General features: G+C 45.2%; 13 protein-coding genes. 9 read left to right on the plus strand and 4 right to left on the minus strand.

Annotated features, from left to right (window positions below):
• Window positions 1-172: 172 nt before the first annotated feature.
• Window positions 173-3,058, minus strand: coding sequence for an excinuclease ABC subunit UvrA (uvrA, locus tag AC07M6_RS13300; RefSeq protein WP_494890121.1), 2,886 nt, complete (start codon window positions 3,056-3,058; stop codon window positions 173-175).
• Window positions 3,059-3,585: 527 nt separating this feature from the next.
• On the opposite strand from uvrA, the gene AC07M6_RS13305 reads away from it, so the two are divergent.
• The 6 genes from AC07M6_RS13305 to nth all read left to right on the plus strand — a co-directional run bounded on the left by AC07M6_RS13305 (window position 3,586) and on the right by nth (window position 8,308).
• Window positions 3,586-5,451 (plus strand): amidohydrolase, encoded by a 1,866-nt coding sequence (locus AC07M6_RS13305; protein WP_494890123.1) that lies wholly within the window; start codon window positions 3,586-3,588, stop codon window positions 5,449-5,451.
• 347 nt (window positions 5,452-5,798) lie between these two features.
• Window positions 5,799-6,383 carry an RNA polymerase sigma factor gene (locus AC07M6_RS13310; protein ID WP_494890125.1) on the plus strand — a complete coding sequence of 195 codons (585 nt, stop codon included), beginning with the start codon at window positions 5,799-5,801 and terminating at the stop codon, window positions 6,381-6,383.
• A 233-nt stretch (window positions 6,384-6,616) separates the two neighbouring features.
• Complete coding sequence (locus AC07M6_RS13315) at window positions 6,617-6,814, plus strand: hypothetical protein (RefSeq protein ID WP_494890127.1); 198 nt, start codon at window positions 6,617-6,619, stop codon at window positions 6,812-6,814.
• Between the two features lie 198 nt (window positions 6,815-7,012).
• On the plus strand, window positions 7,013-7,225 hold the full coding sequence (locus AC07M6_RS13320; protein ID WP_494890129.1) for a hypothetical protein: 213 nt from the start codon (window positions 7,013-7,015) through the stop codon (window positions 7,223-7,225).
• Complete coding sequence (locus tag AC07M6_RS13325) at window positions 7,225-7,542, plus strand: hypothetical protein (RefSeq protein WP_494890131.1); 318 nt, start codon at window positions 7,225-7,227, stop codon at window positions 7,540-7,542. Before AC07M6_RS13320 ends, AC07M6_RS13325 begins: the two co-directional genes overlap by 1 nt.
• Window positions 7,543-7,603: 61 nt before the next feature.
• Window positions 7,604-8,308 (plus strand): endonuclease III, encoded by a 705-nt coding sequence (gene nth, locus AC07M6_RS13330; RefSeq protein ID WP_494890133.1) that lies wholly within the window; start codon window positions 7,604-7,606, stop codon window positions 8,306-8,308.
• Between the two features lie 62 nt (window positions 8,309-8,370).
• Here nth and AC07M6_RS13335 read toward each other — a convergent pair whose 3' ends face one another.
• Window positions 8,371-8,877: a DinB family protein gene (locus AC07M6_RS13335; RefSeq protein ID WP_494890135.1), complete on the minus strand. Its 507-nt coding sequence runs from the start codon at window positions 8,875-8,877 to the stop codon at window positions 8,371-8,373.
• A gap of 292 nt (window positions 8,878-9,169) precedes the next feature.
• Between AC07M6_RS13335 and recA the strand changes: the two genes are divergently transcribed.
• The 3 genes from recA to AC07M6_RS13350 all read left to right on the plus strand — a co-directional run bounded on the left by recA (window position 9,170) and on the right by AC07M6_RS13350 (window position 11,860).
• The gene (gene recA, locus AC07M6_RS13340) at window positions 9,170-10,177 is read left to right on the plus strand and encodes a recombinase RecA (RefSeq protein WP_494890137.1); all 1,008 of its coding nucleotides are present in this window, start codon (window positions 9,170-9,172) and stop codon (window positions 10,175-10,177) included.
• 192 nt (window positions 10,178-10,369) lie between these two features.
• On the plus strand, window positions 10,370-10,912 hold the full coding sequence (gene pyrR, locus AC07M6_RS13345; RefSeq protein ID WP_494890139.1) for a bifunctional pyr operon transcriptional regulator/uracil phosphoribosyltransferase PyrR: 543 nt from the start codon (window positions 10,370-10,372) through the stop codon (window positions 10,910-10,912).
• A gap of 24 nt (window positions 10,913-10,936) precedes the next feature.
• Window positions 10,937-11,860 (plus strand): aspartate carbamoyltransferase catalytic subunit, encoded by a 924-nt coding sequence (locus tag AC07M6_RS13350; RefSeq protein ID WP_494890141.1) that lies wholly within the window; start codon window positions 10,937-10,939, stop codon window positions 11,858-11,860.
• A gap of 137 nt (window positions 11,861-11,997) precedes the next feature.
• On the opposite strand, the gene AC07M6_RS13355 is transcribed toward AC07M6_RS13350, so the two are convergent.
• Together AC07M6_RS13355 and AC07M6_RS13360 are read right to left on the minus strand one after the other, a co-directional pair.
• Window positions 11,998-13,128, minus strand: coding sequence for an efflux RND transporter periplasmic adaptor subunit (locus tag AC07M6_RS13355; protein ID WP_494890143.1), 1,131 nt, complete (start codon window positions 13,126-13,128; stop codon window positions 11,998-12,000).
• A complete protein-coding gene (locus tag AC07M6_RS13360) occupies window positions 13,112-16,360 on the minus strand; it encodes an efflux RND transporter permease subunit (protein WP_494890145.1) in 3,249 nt (1,082 codons plus the stop codon). The genes AC07M6_RS13355 and AC07M6_RS13360 overlap by 17 nt, the downstream gene beginning before the upstream one ends.
• Window positions 16,361-16,363: the final 3 nt, after the last annotated feature.

Consider the following 16,363-nt stretch of genomic DNA (forward strand, 5'->3'; position numbering starts at 1 on the left):
TCGAGTTACCCCTATTAACGGGCTGTTTTTGAGCAATCAAAAGCAGCCTTTGTTGTTTTTGGGTGATTTCGCTACGCTGTCATTGGTTATTAGTCATTGGTGTAGCAATATAAAGGCTCCGATGTATTTATATCGGAGCCCCCACTTTTTACTAATGACTGATGACCAGTGACTAATGACTAAGAGCAAACCGCTCTTTCAAAAACTTCCCGGTATAGCTGTCCTTCACCTTGATTAAATCTTCCGGCATACCTTCAAACATCACCTTACCGCCGTTATCGCCGCCTTCGGGGCCAATGTCTATTACCCAATCGGCGCTTTTTATCACATCCATATTGTGTTCAATAACAATAATGGTGTTACCGTTATCCAGCAGGGCGTCGAATGATTTCAGTAGCTTTTTGATATCGGCAAAATGAAGGCCGGTGGTGGGCTCATCAAAAATAAATAATGTTTTATGGGTATTATTCCCTTTTACCAGGAACGATGCCAGCTTAATACGCTGCGCCTCGCCGCCCGAAAGTGTGTTGGACGACTGGCCTAACTGTACATAGCCTAACCCTACATCAACCAGCGGTTTTATTTTATTCAGGATCTTGGTGTCCTTTTTGAAGAATTCCAGCGCTTCGTCAATGGTCATACCCAAAATGTCCGACACGTTTTTTTCCTGATATTGCACATCCAGCACGTGCTGTTTAAAGCGTTTGCCGTTGCACGATTCGCAAGGCAAAAAGATATCAGCCATAAACTGCATCTCTATCTTCACCTCGCCTTCGCCCTGGCAAACATCGCAGCGGCCGCCCTCTACGTTAAAAGAAAAAGCCGATGGCTTTAATCCCGCGGCTTTGGCGGCCGGCAAGTTGGCAAACAGGTTACGCACCTCGTCCCAGGCCTTCACATAAGTAACCGGGTTTGAGCGTGATGAACGGCCGATGGGGTTTTGATCTACCATCTCTACCTGTTCAATCTTATTATAATCGCCCTCTATACTATCATAGCTGCCGGTTTGCTCGCCGGTATAATTACCCAGTGTTTTTTGCAGGGCAGGCGCCAGTATCCGCTTCACCAAACTGGTTTTGCCAGATCCGGATACGCCTGTAACTACGGTAAGCGCCTGCAGCGGGAACTTTACATTTACATGTTTCAGGTTATTCTCGCGGGCGCCTTTCAATTCAATATAATCGTTCCATTTACGGCGCTGGGCGGGTATGGCTATCTGCTCTTTACCACTCAGGTAGCGGCCGGTAAGGCTGTTATCATCCTTAATAATCTCATCATAAGTACCGGCAAAGCATAGTTCGCCGCCATGGGTACCGGCCGCCGGACCAATATCGATCAGGTAATCGGCAGCCTGCATAATTTCTTCCTCATGCTCTACAACTAATACGGTGTTACCTACATCGCGCAGGGATTTCAACACCGTGATCAGTCGTTGCGTATCGCGCGGATGCAGGCCGATGCTTGGCTCGTCCAATACATAAACCGAGCCTACCAAACTGCTGCCTAATGAGGTAGCCAGGTTAATCCGCTGCGATTCGCCACCCGATAGCGTATTTGATAAACGGTTAAGTGTTAAATAGCTCAGGCCCACATCATTTAAAAACAGCAGGCGGTTGTTGATCTCGGTCAGTAAACGCTTGCCTATCTTTTCATCGTGCTGGCTCAGCTCTATATTACTGAAAAAATCCAGCGCCTTATCCAGCGGCATCAGTACAATATCAGTAATACTTTTACCGGCTATTTTTACATACGATGCATCCTGACGCAGGCGGCTGCCTTTACACTCGGGGCAGGTAGTTTTACCGCGATAGCGCGATAGCATTACCCGGTATTGTATCTTATAGGTTTGTTCTTCCAGCTCTTTAAAAAAAGCATCGAGCCCGGTAAAATATGCGTTGCCGGTCCACAGCAAACGTTGCTGCTGTTCGGTTAGCTGGTTATACTGGCGATGGATAGGGAAATCAAACTTCAGGGCGTTTTTTACCAGGTTATCGTTCCACTCGCGCATTTTTTCGCCGCGCCATGGGGCAATAGCGCCATCGTAAACACTTTTACTTTTATCGGGGATAACCAAATCTTCGTCAATACCAATCACTTTACCATAACCCTCACAGCGTTTACAAGCGCCATAAGGATTATTAAAGCTGAAGAAATTAGCCGACGGTTCCTCAAAACGGATCCCGTCCAGTTCAAACCTATCGCAAAAAAACTTTTCGCCTTCGGCATCACTATCGGGCTGCTGATAACGTACATAGCAATCGCCTTTGCCTTCAAAAAAGGCGGTTTGGGCGCTGTCTGCCGCGCGGCTTAAGGTCTCGTCTTCGTTATTCTTTACAATCCTATCAATAACGATGCGGATGGTTGGCTCCAGGGCTTCGGCTTTTTGCTTTGCGCTTTTGGCTTTGGTCTTTTTACCTTCGGCCTCATCACCCATTAAAACATTGACAATATTTTCGTCTTCCAGTATATTTTCAATACGGGCCAGTGTACCGTTAAACTCCACGCGGATAAAACCTTTTTGCAGCAGTACCGCCAGTTCTTCTTTCAGGCTACGGTTATTGTGCGGATGCAGCGGGCAAAGGATGGTTACTTGTGTTTCATCAGGCTGCGAGGCGATAAAGTTTACTACATCGGTAACGGTATCCTTTTTAACGATGCTGCCCGATACCGGCGATATGGTTTTGCCGATACGCGAAAAAAGCAGTTTCAGGTAATCGTATATCTCGGTTGATGTACCCACGGTTGAGCGCGGGTTAGATGTAATTACCTTTTGTTCGATAGCGATAGCCGGGGCTATGCCTTTAATATAATCTACATCGGGCTTATTCATACGGCCCAAAAACTGGCGCGCATAGCTGGACAGGCTTTCTACATAGCGCCTTTGGCCCTCGGCATAAAGTGTATCAAAAGCCAGGGAGGATTTGCCCGATCCCGACATGCCGGTGATAACCACCAACTTGTTTTTAGGGATGGCCACATCCATATTTTTAAGATTGTGCACCCGGGCCCCTTTAATAATAATATGTTTTTTAGGGTCTTTTTCTGCTTCTGTACTCATTCTTTTTAGTTCATTGTTCATGGTTGATGGTTCAGGGTAAAGGCCAAAAAAAATTCCGGCCAATGAACTACAATCTGTTAACCATAAGCTGCCCGCTTTCAGCGGAATGCAAAAATCCTAAAATATTTAGCAACTTCCAAATGGGATTGAGATTTAATTATCAGGTGATTGTAATGAAAGCTTAACCACTAAGAACACAGAGGCAGGAAGCACAAAGGACACAAAGCTTTTGTTCGGTTTTAACTATTTATAAAAAAATACCGGCAATGCCTTAGTGTCCTCTGTGAAAAATCTCCGTGCCCTTTGTGATTAAATCCATACCGGGCCTCATGCCCTCCGGAGGTTAATACACATCCTTTCCCGTTTCATCACCATAAAACACAAGCCTTGTCCTCTTTTTAATTAACGCAAAAAATACATTACATACATTGTTGATACTTAATACCTGTTAAAATGATGGTCCGGTTTTGCCGGTTGCAGGTAAAAAAGTATGAACAACTCATTACAGATCTAAATTTTATCATATTATGGCACACCACCACACACCTGGTTGTACTCATTGCGCGTGCAACAACCCCATTTTTGAAATATTAGGCGAAACTATTTTTAGCAAAGCTAACCTGGAAAAAATGGCCGGGGCCGCCCCGCCAAAGTCAGTCATTCCCGTCGAATTGCGATCAATAATGATCACTGGCGGCACCATCAGGCCTATGATAAACGGGATAGCTACCGATACCGTTGAAGCCATAGGTATAGCCGACGGAAATGTGGTAGTATCCGGAACAGAGCTCAGGGTAAAAGAGTACATGTTATTCCACCATCCATTTCACAGCACTAAAACATTAACCGGTACACAAACATTACTGCCCGGCTTTATAGACCCGCATGTGCATATTATGCCTACGGCCTTAACAACGGGCTGGCTGGATGTAGGCGGATTTGACGGGCAGCACCTGCGGGCTGGTTATAATATGGAACATGTGGCCAGGGTGATTAAGGGCCGGAAAAACTACCCGGTAGATTTTATTTTTGGCAAGGATATGGACCCGGCTTTAATGCCCTTTGTTTCGGCAGCAGATACAACGCAAATGGAACTGCAAACCATACATTACCAAGACCTTGACAAGATAGAGGCGGAAACACCGATGTTTTTATTAAGCGCATCTATGCATACACTTTACTTAAATAGCCCGGCCCTTAAATTTGTATTTGATAACAGCGAAAAAATAAGACATAAGTATATTACCCTGCACCATTACATGCACCAAACAAAAGGGCAATTACAGGAGGAAGCCGAAATGGGCCCGGCGCTGGAGGTAATTGAGGTAAAAGCCCAGCTGGCCATATTAAGCATCCCCGCCATAAGCTATATCAACGAACTGTTTACACTGGCAAACTCGAGAGGGATAACCTTTATGTATGATGCCGCCATGACCCCGCATTATAAGGAAGGGTTGGACATTTACTTTGACCTGGGGTACAAAAAAGTGCGTGTTGGTGCTGCCCAGCTTTGCCTAACCGGCGATGATGTGAGCAATTTGCCAAAATATACCATTCCATCGTCTTATAACCATGTTTATTACGGGCATGTCAAACTGGTTTCAGACGGATCTAACCAGGGATTAACCGGCTACCAATCCGAACCGTATTGCTGTAACCCGCCACATAATTATGGCTTGTTCAATTTCCCGCAGGTGGGTGTCAACGCGCAAACCATCCCCCCTGTTTATGAGGATATGGTAGCCGAGGTGGTAGTTAATAAAGGCTGGCCGCTAATGATCCACGCCAATGGCGATACGGCTGTGACATTTGCGATAGCAGCTTATCAAAATGCGGTTAAACCAGACAGTACCGTACGACACCGTATAGAACATTGCTCGTTACTGACAAATGACCAGATACAAACCATGGCCCAGCTGGGTATTTCGCCAAGCTTTTTGATAGGGCATGTGGGGTATTGGGGCTATGCTTTTAGCCAGGTGATATTTGGCGGGGAAAAGGTGCAGTTTCTCGACCGCTGCAACTCGGCCCTTAACAATAACCTGCGCATTACTTTGCATAGCGATAACCAGGTTACGCCATTAGGCCCGCTGCGTATGATGGAACAGGCCGTTACACGCTTTATGGAAGCTGGCCCGGATGATACCGATGACAATATATTAAACCCTGCCGAATGTATAACACCCGAACAAGCCCTGGTAGCGGTAACCTACGATGCGGCCTGGCAATGTTATGCCGACCAATGGGTTGGATCGTTAGCAACCGGCCTTTTTGCCGATCTGGTAATACTGGAGAACGACCCGCTTAATTTACCCGATGGTATGCAGATGCGTAATATCGCGGTTTCGGAAACATGGGTGGGCGGCGTGCAGGTTTATCCGCATAAGTTATAAAGAGCTAAACAGGTAACATAAAAGCGGGGTGGTGCTATACGCCACCCCGCTTTTATTTAAAACAACTAAAAAAATAGTTTCAATCCTTGTATATATCAACTAAAAGTTTCTTATATTTAGGCTGTAAATAATTGATGGGCATTAAATAACGCTTTGCACGTAAAAACATTAGTATTATTGTATCAATCATCCAAATGTTAATAAATGTAAATAATTTGTTTTTTTAATGATAAATCATTTTATTTGGTAAACACAAAACTACAAAGGAGCTTCCCTATAGATTAGAACTTTACTTTAAAAGAGACATATTTTAGTTTTTAACTTTAATTTAAAGTAGCACAAGTTCTATGGATTTTCAATTGAAAAGTGATCAGGATTTAATCCATCTGTATATCGCCGGTGATGAAAGCGGTTTGGTAGAGTTGATCAGGCGTTATCAATCCAAAATTTATACTTCCATTTACTTATTGGTAAAAGATGAGGCTTTGGCCGAAGATATTTTTCAGGATACCTTTATCAAGGTAATTAATACCTTAAAAGCCGGGAAATATAACGAAGAAGGCAAGTTTTTACCATGGGTTGCCCGGATAGCCCATAACCTGGTAATAGACCATTTCCGCCGTGAAAAACGTACGCCTTTAGTAAGCGGCGGCGACGACTTTGATATATTTGAAGTTTTAGGCCATTATGATGAAAGCGCTGAAGACCGCCTGGTGCGCGAACAAACTTATAAAGACCTGAAATCATTGATCTACTTATTGCCCGAAGAACAAAAGGAAGTACTGATTATGCGCCACTTTGGCGACCTTAGCTTTAAAGAGATTGCCGATATTACCCAGGTAAGCATTAACACCGCCCTGGGCCGTATGCGCTACGCCTTAAATAACCTGCGTAAAATGATGCAGAATAAGGAATTGAGCTTAAAGAATTAATTGTGTGATTTACAATTAGTTTAATTATGTTTTATTAATGCGGGCTGCCCCTTAAAGGGGCAGCCTTTTTTTATACCGCTGCTTTCACAATTTTTCATTGCCTCGTTACGTTTCTAATACAGCTATAACTCCTGCCTTTCCGCATTTTCTGAAAAAAATTTCATTTAATTTTCATTTAACAAAATATTTCAATGTAGCTTGCGTTAATAACCATATAAATCATTAAAAAGCTTATGGATGAAACCTCTACTAAAACTTTAAATGTACCTGTTAACAAAGCTAACATGATGGAATCGGATGTGATAGCGTTAATGGATGCAGATGAAATGGTGTTTTACCATACCATCCGCGCCGATCTTGATCTGCTGAAAAGAGCACCTCAACAGCAAACTATTGACAATATCCTGAATTTTTCAAAAAGCCTGCGTTAACCAGTTCCCGCAAAAAAGTCTTAAGTCAGTTACCATTGCCCGTTACCCTTTCAAATTATCCGATATTTTGACTTAAGGCTTTTCTTTTTCCTCCGAAGCCCCGGGGTTGCTTTGCTTTTTTCTGTTTTTAGTATTCAGTTAAGCAAATCTTGATGATTTTTAATTATTCAATTAAATAATTCCTTTAAATTTGATATTATGATAGCAATTGAATTATCTCTTAGTCAACTTAAAGATGTTGTAAAAAAGTTATCCCCAACAGAAAAGCTTGAACTCAACGAAATGATTTGGAATGATATTACTATTCCTGTTGAACATCAACGTTTAGTAAATGAACGTATAAAAAAAGCTCAAGAAAGTCCACAAGAATTACTTGATTGGGAAATTGCATCAAAAACACTTAGTTTTTAATGCCGGAGTATTTAATAAAAATATCTCCCGAAACGTTACTGGATATTCAAAAAGCTACTAATTGGTATAATGACCAATTAGCCGGTTTGGGTGAACGCTTCCAAAAACAAACTATCAAGCAAATTAATAAATTAAAAACCTCTGCAGGACTGTATGCTATTAGATATAATAATGTGAGATGCATGGTTATAAAAAAGTTCCCTTTTATGGTACATTATGTTTTAAATAGCGAGAAAACTATAATTACTATTTATGCTGTTTTCCATACCAGTCGAAGCCCACAAATCTGGAATAAAAGAGGTAATAATTTAATATAATTACTTACTTTGACAACTAAAGGGAAGACACAAATGACCAATGACTTCCCTATATTTGCTGATGCTTAAACAAGAACGCTACCGCCTGTTTGTCGATTATTTTTCGAAGCACCAACCCAATCCCGTTACCGAATTAAACTATACCAACCCATATGAATTGCTGGTGGCGGTTATCCTTTCGGCGCAGTGTACCGATAAGCGCATTAACCAGGTTACCCCCGCCTTGTTCGATCGCTTTCCCACACCCGAATCATTAGCCTTATCTACCCCCGAAGAAGTTTTTACTTATATCCGCAGCGTAAGTTACCCTAATAATAAGGCCAAACACCTGGTAGGCATGGCACAAATGCTTACCGGCGAATTCCACGGCGAGGTACCGTCTGATTTAAACCTGCTGCAAAAAATGCCCGGCGTTGGCCGCAAAACCGCCAATGTAATCGCCTCTGTAATTTATGATATCCCGGCCATGGCGGTAGATACACACGTTTTCCGTGTGGCAAACCGGATTGGCTTAACCAGCAATGCCCGCACCCCTTTAGCGGTCGAAAAACAATTAATGAAACACCTGCCAAAGCATACGATAGCCATAGCGCACCACTGGCTGATACTGCATGGCCGCTATATTTGCGTGGCCCGCAGGCCAAAGTGCGAAATTTGTCCGTTAACCGGATTTTGCAAGTATTTTGAGCAGGTGATGAAGGACAAGGTGGTGCGGACGGAGGATATTAAAGCCTCACCCAAACCCTCTCCAAAGGAGAGGGCTTAAGAAAGTGTATTAAATAGTTTTTGAACCCTCTCCCCTGGAGAGGGCAGGGTGAGGCCTTCTTTTTACGAAAACGCCATTTCCATCATTTCATCAGCGCTTGGGCCGTAGCTGCCGGGAATGGATATATCCAGCAGGCGTAAAAATACACCCAACTGCGCACGGTGGTGGATGATCTGCGAAAGCGACATCCTGATCACTTCGGCTTTGGTATTGGTGAAATAGATCATATCGCCGTTGCGCATGCTCCATGGTTTGCTTAATTCTTCTTCGGTAGCAGTTTCCAGTTGTGCCATTGATTCTGACACGCATTTTTCAAAAAAGAACAGCGTATTCTGCGTATCATCAAACTGCGGCGGCATCTCGCTGGTGGCAAAATCTAATTCATCTGTAGTTAATACCATCGCTATCCACCCCGGTATTTCGGCAAGGTGACTTACCAGCCTGCGGATGGTCATGCTTTTTGGATGTGGCTGCCAGTCGTATTTATCGTTTGGCACAATGCTTAACATTTTACGGGTGATCTGGGCTTCCAGCGCCAGCTCATTTTTAAAAATTTCAATCTGGTTCATGTCTGTTTGTTGTTGATGATACAAAGAAACCATGGGGGAGTGACAGCCCTATGTCAGCAGGATTTTTTTAAGTAAAAAAAAGTCTGGAAAGACCGAAAGTCCGAAAGATGTTAATGCTTAAAAGAATGTTGGTAAACAAATTTGATTACTGCATACTCATTAACTAAGTTTGGATAAAGGATACGTCTTCCGGCTTTCGGTCTTTCCCGACTTTCGGAGTAAAAAATAATTTACTAAAAAAATTAGTAATTAATAAATATTTATTTATATTTGTTCCATACAAATTTTAAAAATGGCTAACGCAGATAAACTTAAAGCATTACAGCTTACGCTTGATAAGCTGGAAAAATCATACGGTAAGGGAACCATTATGAAACTCGGCGATACCGAGATAGAACCTATCGAGGTGATATCAACCGGATCATTAGGGCTGGATATTGCCCTGGGCGTAGGTGGTTTGCCTAAAGGCCGTGTAATAGAAATATACGGTCCGGAATCATCCGGTAAAACTACGCTGGCCATCCATGCCATTGCCGAATCGCAAAAAGCAGGTGGCATTGCCGCCTTTATTGACGCGGAGCATGCCTTCGACCGTTTTTATGCTAAAAAATTAGGTGTGGATGTAGAGAACCTGCTCATCTCTCAGCCCGATAACGGCGAGCAGGCTTTAGAAATTGCCGATAACCTAATCCGATCGGGCGCTATTGATATCCTGGTGATAGACTCGGTTGCGGCCCTGGTGCCAAAAAGCGAGATAGAAGGCGAAATGGGCGATTCTAAAATGGGGTTACATGCCCGTTTAATGTCGCAGGCCTTGCGTAAGTTAACAGGCACCATTAGCAAAACCGGTTGCTGCTGCATATTTATTAACCAGCTGCGCGATAAAATAGGTGTAATGTTTGGTAACCCCGAAACTACTACCGGTGGTAACGCCCTGAAATTTTATGCTTCCATCCGTTTAGATGTACGCCGGATCTCGCAAATTAAAGATACCGACGAAGTATCAGGTAATCGTGTGAAGGTAAAGATTGTAAAAAACAAAGTGGCCCCGCCATTCCGTATAGCCGAGTTTGATATTATGTTTGGCGAGGGTATCTCTAAAGCCGGCGAAATTATTGACCTGGGTGTAGATCATAACATCATTAAAAAAGCGGGATCGTGGTTTAGTTATGGCGAAACTCGCCTGGGCCAGGGCCGCGACGCAGTTAAGCAGTTAATACTGGATAACCCCGAATTAATGGAAGAGCTGGAAGCCAAAATTAAAGAAACAGTAACGGGCGATAGCCTGGCCGAAGCCTAAACATAGCCGTTTACATCATATCAACAGGCCCCGGGTTAGTAAATCCGGGGCTTTTGTTTTTATAAAATTTTACACCTTTCCCTCTTGCAGGTTTGCGATATGGTAAAGTAAAAGGGGCCGGTATTTTTATTCAAAGTAAATCACACCGAAAAATCCGAACTATTTTATAACTTTGCCCAAATCAACCCAACGATGCTCAATCCCATCCTGCTCGACGGTCCGAAATTTCAAATTACCATACAACGTTTATGTCGTCAGTTAATTGAAAATCATAACGATTTTTCCAATTCGGCAATCATCGGCATACAACCCCGTGGTATTTACCTGGCCAAGCGCATAGCCGACGAACTGCGTAAGATATTACCCGGCAGCAGTATTTTACACGGCGACCTGGATATTACCTTTTACCGCGACGATTTTCGGCGCCGGGAACAGCTGATCCCCAACCAAACCCGTATTGATTTTGTGATAGAAGGCAAAAAAGTGATCCTGATGGATGATGTATTGTGGACCGGCCGAACTATCCGCGCCGCCATGGATGCCCTGATGGCCTTTGGCCGCCCTGAAAAGATTGAGTTTTTGACCCTGGTTGATCGCCGTTATTCACGCCACATTCCCGTTGCTGCGGATTATACGGGGATTGAGGTGGATTCCATCGCATCGCAAAAAGTGGTAGTTTCCTGGAAGGAAACAGATGGCGAGGATAAAATAGTTTTACTAAGTGATAACAAATAGATAAGAAGATACCGAGATTAAATTATGGCTTTAAGCACACGTCACTTATTAGGTATAAAAGATTTAACTCCTGCGGATATTCAGTTAATTTTTGAAACGGCTGATAATTTTAAATCGGTGCTGAACCGCCCGATTAAGAAAGTCCCCTCCCTGCGCGACGTTACCATTGCCAATATATTTTTCGAAAACTCTACCCGTACCCGCCTTTCGTTTGAACTGGCAGAGAAACGCCTTTCGGCAGATGTGGTGAACTTCGCGGCATCGTCTTCATCAGTAAGCAAGGGCGAGACCCTGATCGATACGGTTAACAATATCCTGGCCATGAAGGTGGACATGGTAGTGATGCGCCACCCCTATGCGGGCGCAGGGGTATTCCTGTCCAAACACGTAAAAGCCCAGATAGTAAATGCCGGCGACGGCGCGCACGAACACCCTACCCAAGCCTTGCTGGATGCCTTTTCCATCCGCGAAAAACATGGCGATGTGGCTGGTAAAAAAGTGGTGATCGTTGGCGATATCCTGCACTCGCGCGTGGCTTTATCCAATATCCTATGCCTTAAAATGCTGGGCGCCGAAGTAATGGTTTGCGGACCAACAACGCTGATCCCCAAATACATCACATCTTTAGGCGTTAAAGTTGAACACAACCTGATCAAAGCCCTTAACTGGTGCGATGTAGCCAATATGCTGCGCATCCAGTTAGAGCGTCAGGATATTAAATACTTCCCCTCCCTGCGTGAATACACGATGCTGTATGGTTTGAATAAGCAGATACTGGATGGACTGGATAAAGAGATCACCGTGATGCACCCCGGCCCTATTAACCGCGGTGTAGAAATCACTACCGATGTAGCCGACAGCAAGCAATCCATTATCCTCGATCAGGTAGAAAATGGGGTGGCGATACGTATGGCGGTGCTGTTTTTATTAGCGGGACAGACGGATTAAGTTAAACTTGTTATTAAAAAAGCTTGTCATTCTGAGCGATAGCGAAGAATCCCACGCTATACAAATCTGATTTGCATATCCGCTCTGCTTACGATAGATTCTTCGCTATCGCTCAGAATGACAATCACGGAAATTGGCTACTCCTTCGGTTTTGCCAATTCTTCATTCACATCCTGCCCATCCCTTATCTCATCATTAGCCGCTTTCACTAACATATCTCCTACTTTCAGGTTGCCGTGCACTTCAACTTTTCCATCGGCCTGCAAGCCTTTTTGCACGGGTACCCATTCGGCTTTGTGGTTAACTACCCGTATCACAAATACCTTTTCGGTAGATATCACCAGGGCCGATTTCGGGATCACAAAAGCGCTGTCGCGGCCCGGTAAGGGCAGGTTTACCTCGGCATACATGCCAGGCAATAGTTTCTTGCCGGCATTTAGCACATCCATTTCCAAACGTTCCGAACGCAGTTTATCATCCAGGGCGCCCGCTAAACGTGCCACCTTAGCGGTAAAGGTTTGATTTGGTAAGGCCCTTACGGTAAAGCTCACTTCGTCCTTAGTACTCAATCCGCCGGTTGACGATTCGGGGATGGAGATCACCAAACGCAATTTATTTTGCTGCTGCAATACCAGCAGCGGTTGATCGGATCCCTTACCCGACGGACCAACATAGGCGCCCAGGTTTACATTACGGGCGGTAATTACCCCGCTAAACGGCGCACGGATCTCTAAATAATTACGGTTAGCGGTCACCTCCTCCGATGCTGATTTGGCTGCCTGCACATTGGCATAGTCGGCATTTTTACGGGCCTCGGCCTGGTCAAGGTCGTTTTGCGATATGGTGCCCGGGGTTTTGCTGGTGCTCAACAGGCGATCGTACGTTGCTTTGCTGGCTAAATAAATAGCCTGCTGCTGCGCGATGCGCGATTTGGCACCTGCCAACTGCGAATTAATTTCGGGCGCCTCCAGGGTAACCAATAGCTGGCCCGCCTGCACTTCCGAACCTACATCAACCAGCATTTTTTTTACGTAGCTGTTTACCTTGGCGTACAGGTCTACCTGTTGGTAGGGCACTAACTCGCCGGGTACCTGTAAACTGGTGCTCAGTTTACCTTTTTCGGCCGGGATCACTTCAATAGCGGCAGGCTGCGCGGTACTATCGGCCTCTGCCGTTTTTTCTTTTGTACCCGAGTTGCAGGATGACAAAATGCCGAGCGCCGCTGCCAGCATCAATATGGTGGTGTAGTGTTTATTTTTTATGCGCATGATGCAGGGGGATATAAAATTTACTCTCTTTATCTTCAGGGTCTAACGATACGGATTGTGTGCTGGCTTTGCCCTGTACCCAGGCAAATACCAATGGTAAAATTAATAAAGCGGCAAAGGTTGATGCTAACAAACCGCCGATTACGGCACGCCCCAATGGTGATGTCTGATCGCCACCCTCGCCCAGGCCCGATGCCATAGGGATCATACCTACGATCATGGCTACACTGGTCATCAGGATGGGACGCATCCGCAGGGCAGCCGCTTCGCGGGCCGATTTTAACGCATCTCCATTATGCTTGCGCAATTCCTCGGCATTGGTGATCAGTAGCACCGAGTTAGCGATGGATACCCCTACCGACATGATCATCCCCATGTACGATTGCAGGTTAAGCGTAGCCCCGGTTAGCCGCACCAGTAACAGCGAACCCAACAACACAGCCGGCACGGTAGATAACACCACCAGCGATACCTTAAACGACTGGAAATTAGCCGCCAGCATCAAAAAGATCACTATTACGGCAACCAATAAGCCGCTTTGCAAGCTATCCAGCGTATCGGTTAAGGTGGTAGTTAAACCTCGGGTATTGATATTTAAGCCGCGCGGTAATTTCCCTAATGATTTAATGGCTTTTTGCACATCATCGTTAGCGGTACCCAAATCCATATTATTCAGGTTGGCGGTAACGCTTAGTATCGGTAACGAGCCAATGTCGTCATTCTCGCCGTTGGTTGTGCCGGGTGTGATATCAGCTACATCGTTCAATACGGGGCGCGGCTTATTGCTCATCAGCGGTATCTCGCCCAGGTTATTAGCGCTGGCCATCTGGTATTCGGGGATTTCTACCTGTACGCTGTAGCTTAATCCCACTTTTGGATCAATCCAAACATTTTTTTCGGTAAACCGGGATGATGAGGTTGATGCCGTAAGCGAGCGGGATATTTCACTAACACCTAAGCCTAACTGGGCGGAACGGGTACGGTCGATATTAATATTCATAGCAGGGTAAGCTATCGATTGCCCCAATTGCACATCGCGCAGGTAAGGGATCTTTTTTAGTTTATCCATCACTTTAAAGGCATAGGCCACGTTTTGCTTTTTATTTTTACTGCCTATCACCACTTCCACCGGTGTTGGCGAACCCTGGCTTAATATTTTATCGGTCAGTTCTATCGGCTCGAAAGACATTTTTACCGTTGGCATTTCCTTTTTGATAGCTGCCCGCAGCTTTTCCTTCAGTTCGTCCAGGTTTACTTTGTAGTCTTCTTTCAGGTTCACCTGCAGAACCGCTTCCTGCGGACCGGCCATAAACAGGTAAATAGGACTGGTAGAAAACTGCCCCGGATGCTGCCCTACCATAGCCGAAGTTACCTCGATATTCTTTTTACCTACAATGCCTTCCAGTATCTTAATGGCATTAAGGGTGATCAGTTCTGTACGCTCCAGCCGGGTGCCATCAGGCGCACGTAAACGTACCTGGAAAGTGCCCGAGTTTACTTTAGGCAATACATCGCGGCCAATAGTGGTGATCAGCAGTACAACTACGGCAAGCGCGCCGATGATGTAAATGCTGGCAATAATCTTGCGGTTAGGCAGCATCCTATCAATCAACCGCATATAACGTTCACGAAAGCGGTCGAATTTGCTGAGCTTACCCTCTTTATCATGCGCGGGATGTTCTATCAAAACCTTTTTCTGGTCCCAGCTGTCGCCTTCTTCAATGGTGTGATGCTTGCCGTAGTTTTTATCCTCATGCTTATTGATCATGATCCAGTTGGCCATTATCGGCACAAAGGTTTGCGCCAGCAGATACGATATCACCATAGAAAAACCGATAGCCAATGCCAGCGGTAAAAACAGCGCGCCGGGGATCCCCCTCATGGTAAAGGCTGGGGCAAATACGGCCAGGATACAAAACAGGATCAATAATTTAGGGAAGGCAATCTCCTTACAGGCATCCCAGATGGCCAGGGCCTTGGGCTTACCCATATCAAAGTGCTGGTGAATGTTCTCTATCGTCACCGTCGATTCATCTACCAAAATACCTACCGCCAGCGAGAGGCCGCTCAGCGTCATGATATTGATGGTTTGATGGAACAGGTTAAGGAACAAAATGCCCGATATAATAGATGTCGGGATAGTGAGGATCACGATCAATGCACCGCGTTTATCGCCCAAAAACAGCAATACCATTAAGCCGGTCAGCACAGCGCCGATTGCGCCTTCGCTGACTAAACTCTTTACCGAGTTGATCACATATACCGATTGATCGAACACGTAAGACAACTTCACATCCTCGGGCAGCAGGGCCTGGAACTTGGGGATGGCTTTCTTCAGGTTTTGTACCACCTCCCAGGTCGACGCGTCGGCCGATTTGGTAATGGGCAGATAAACCGAACGCTTGCCGTTGACCAGCGCGTAGCTGGATGTAATATCCGCTCCATCCTCAATAGTGGCTACATCTTTCATAAAAACAGTTTGTACGCCATTTTTATAGAGGGGGATATCGCCAAAATCGGGAATATTTTTTACTCCTGTATTGGTTGGGGTTAAGTAGTTATAATCGCCTATACGTACGTTACCCGCGGGCGATGTTTGGTTATTATCGCGTAAAGCGGCCACTAACTGGTCGGGCGTTAAATTGTGGGCGCGCAGCAGTTCGGGGTCGGCTTTGATAACAATAGTACGGATATTACCACCAAACGGCGCCGGCGAAATTAAACCGGGAATAGTACTGAACGACCCGCGCACATATACGTTGGCCAGATCCAGCAGCTCGTTATTGGTACGCTTGGGGCTGCTGAGTACCAGTTGCCCTACCGGCAGCGTAGAAGCATCGAACCGGATAATGAACGGCGGCTGCGACCCGTTGGGGAAGATAGCCTGGGCCCTGTTGCTGAACGTGGACACCTCCGCTGCCGCCTGGGCCATATTAGTGCCCTCGTAAAATGTTAGTTTTAATAAAGTTAAACCCTGGATATTACGTGTTTCGATACTTTTTACACCCGATACATACAGCAGCAAATTCACATACTGCCGGCCAAAGTACGATTCCATCTGATCGGGGGTGAAACCGCCGTAAGGGTGCGAAATATAGATCACCGGAAGGTTAAGGTCCGGAAAAATATCAATCTTAATGGTACGTACAGCGCCTATCCCAAAAAAGAACAGCCCGGCCACAATAACCAGTATGGTTATGGGTTTCTGCAATGCGCTTTTTATCATTCCCATGTT

The organism is Mucilaginibacter sp. GW821-FHT07H05, assembly GCF_059418485.1.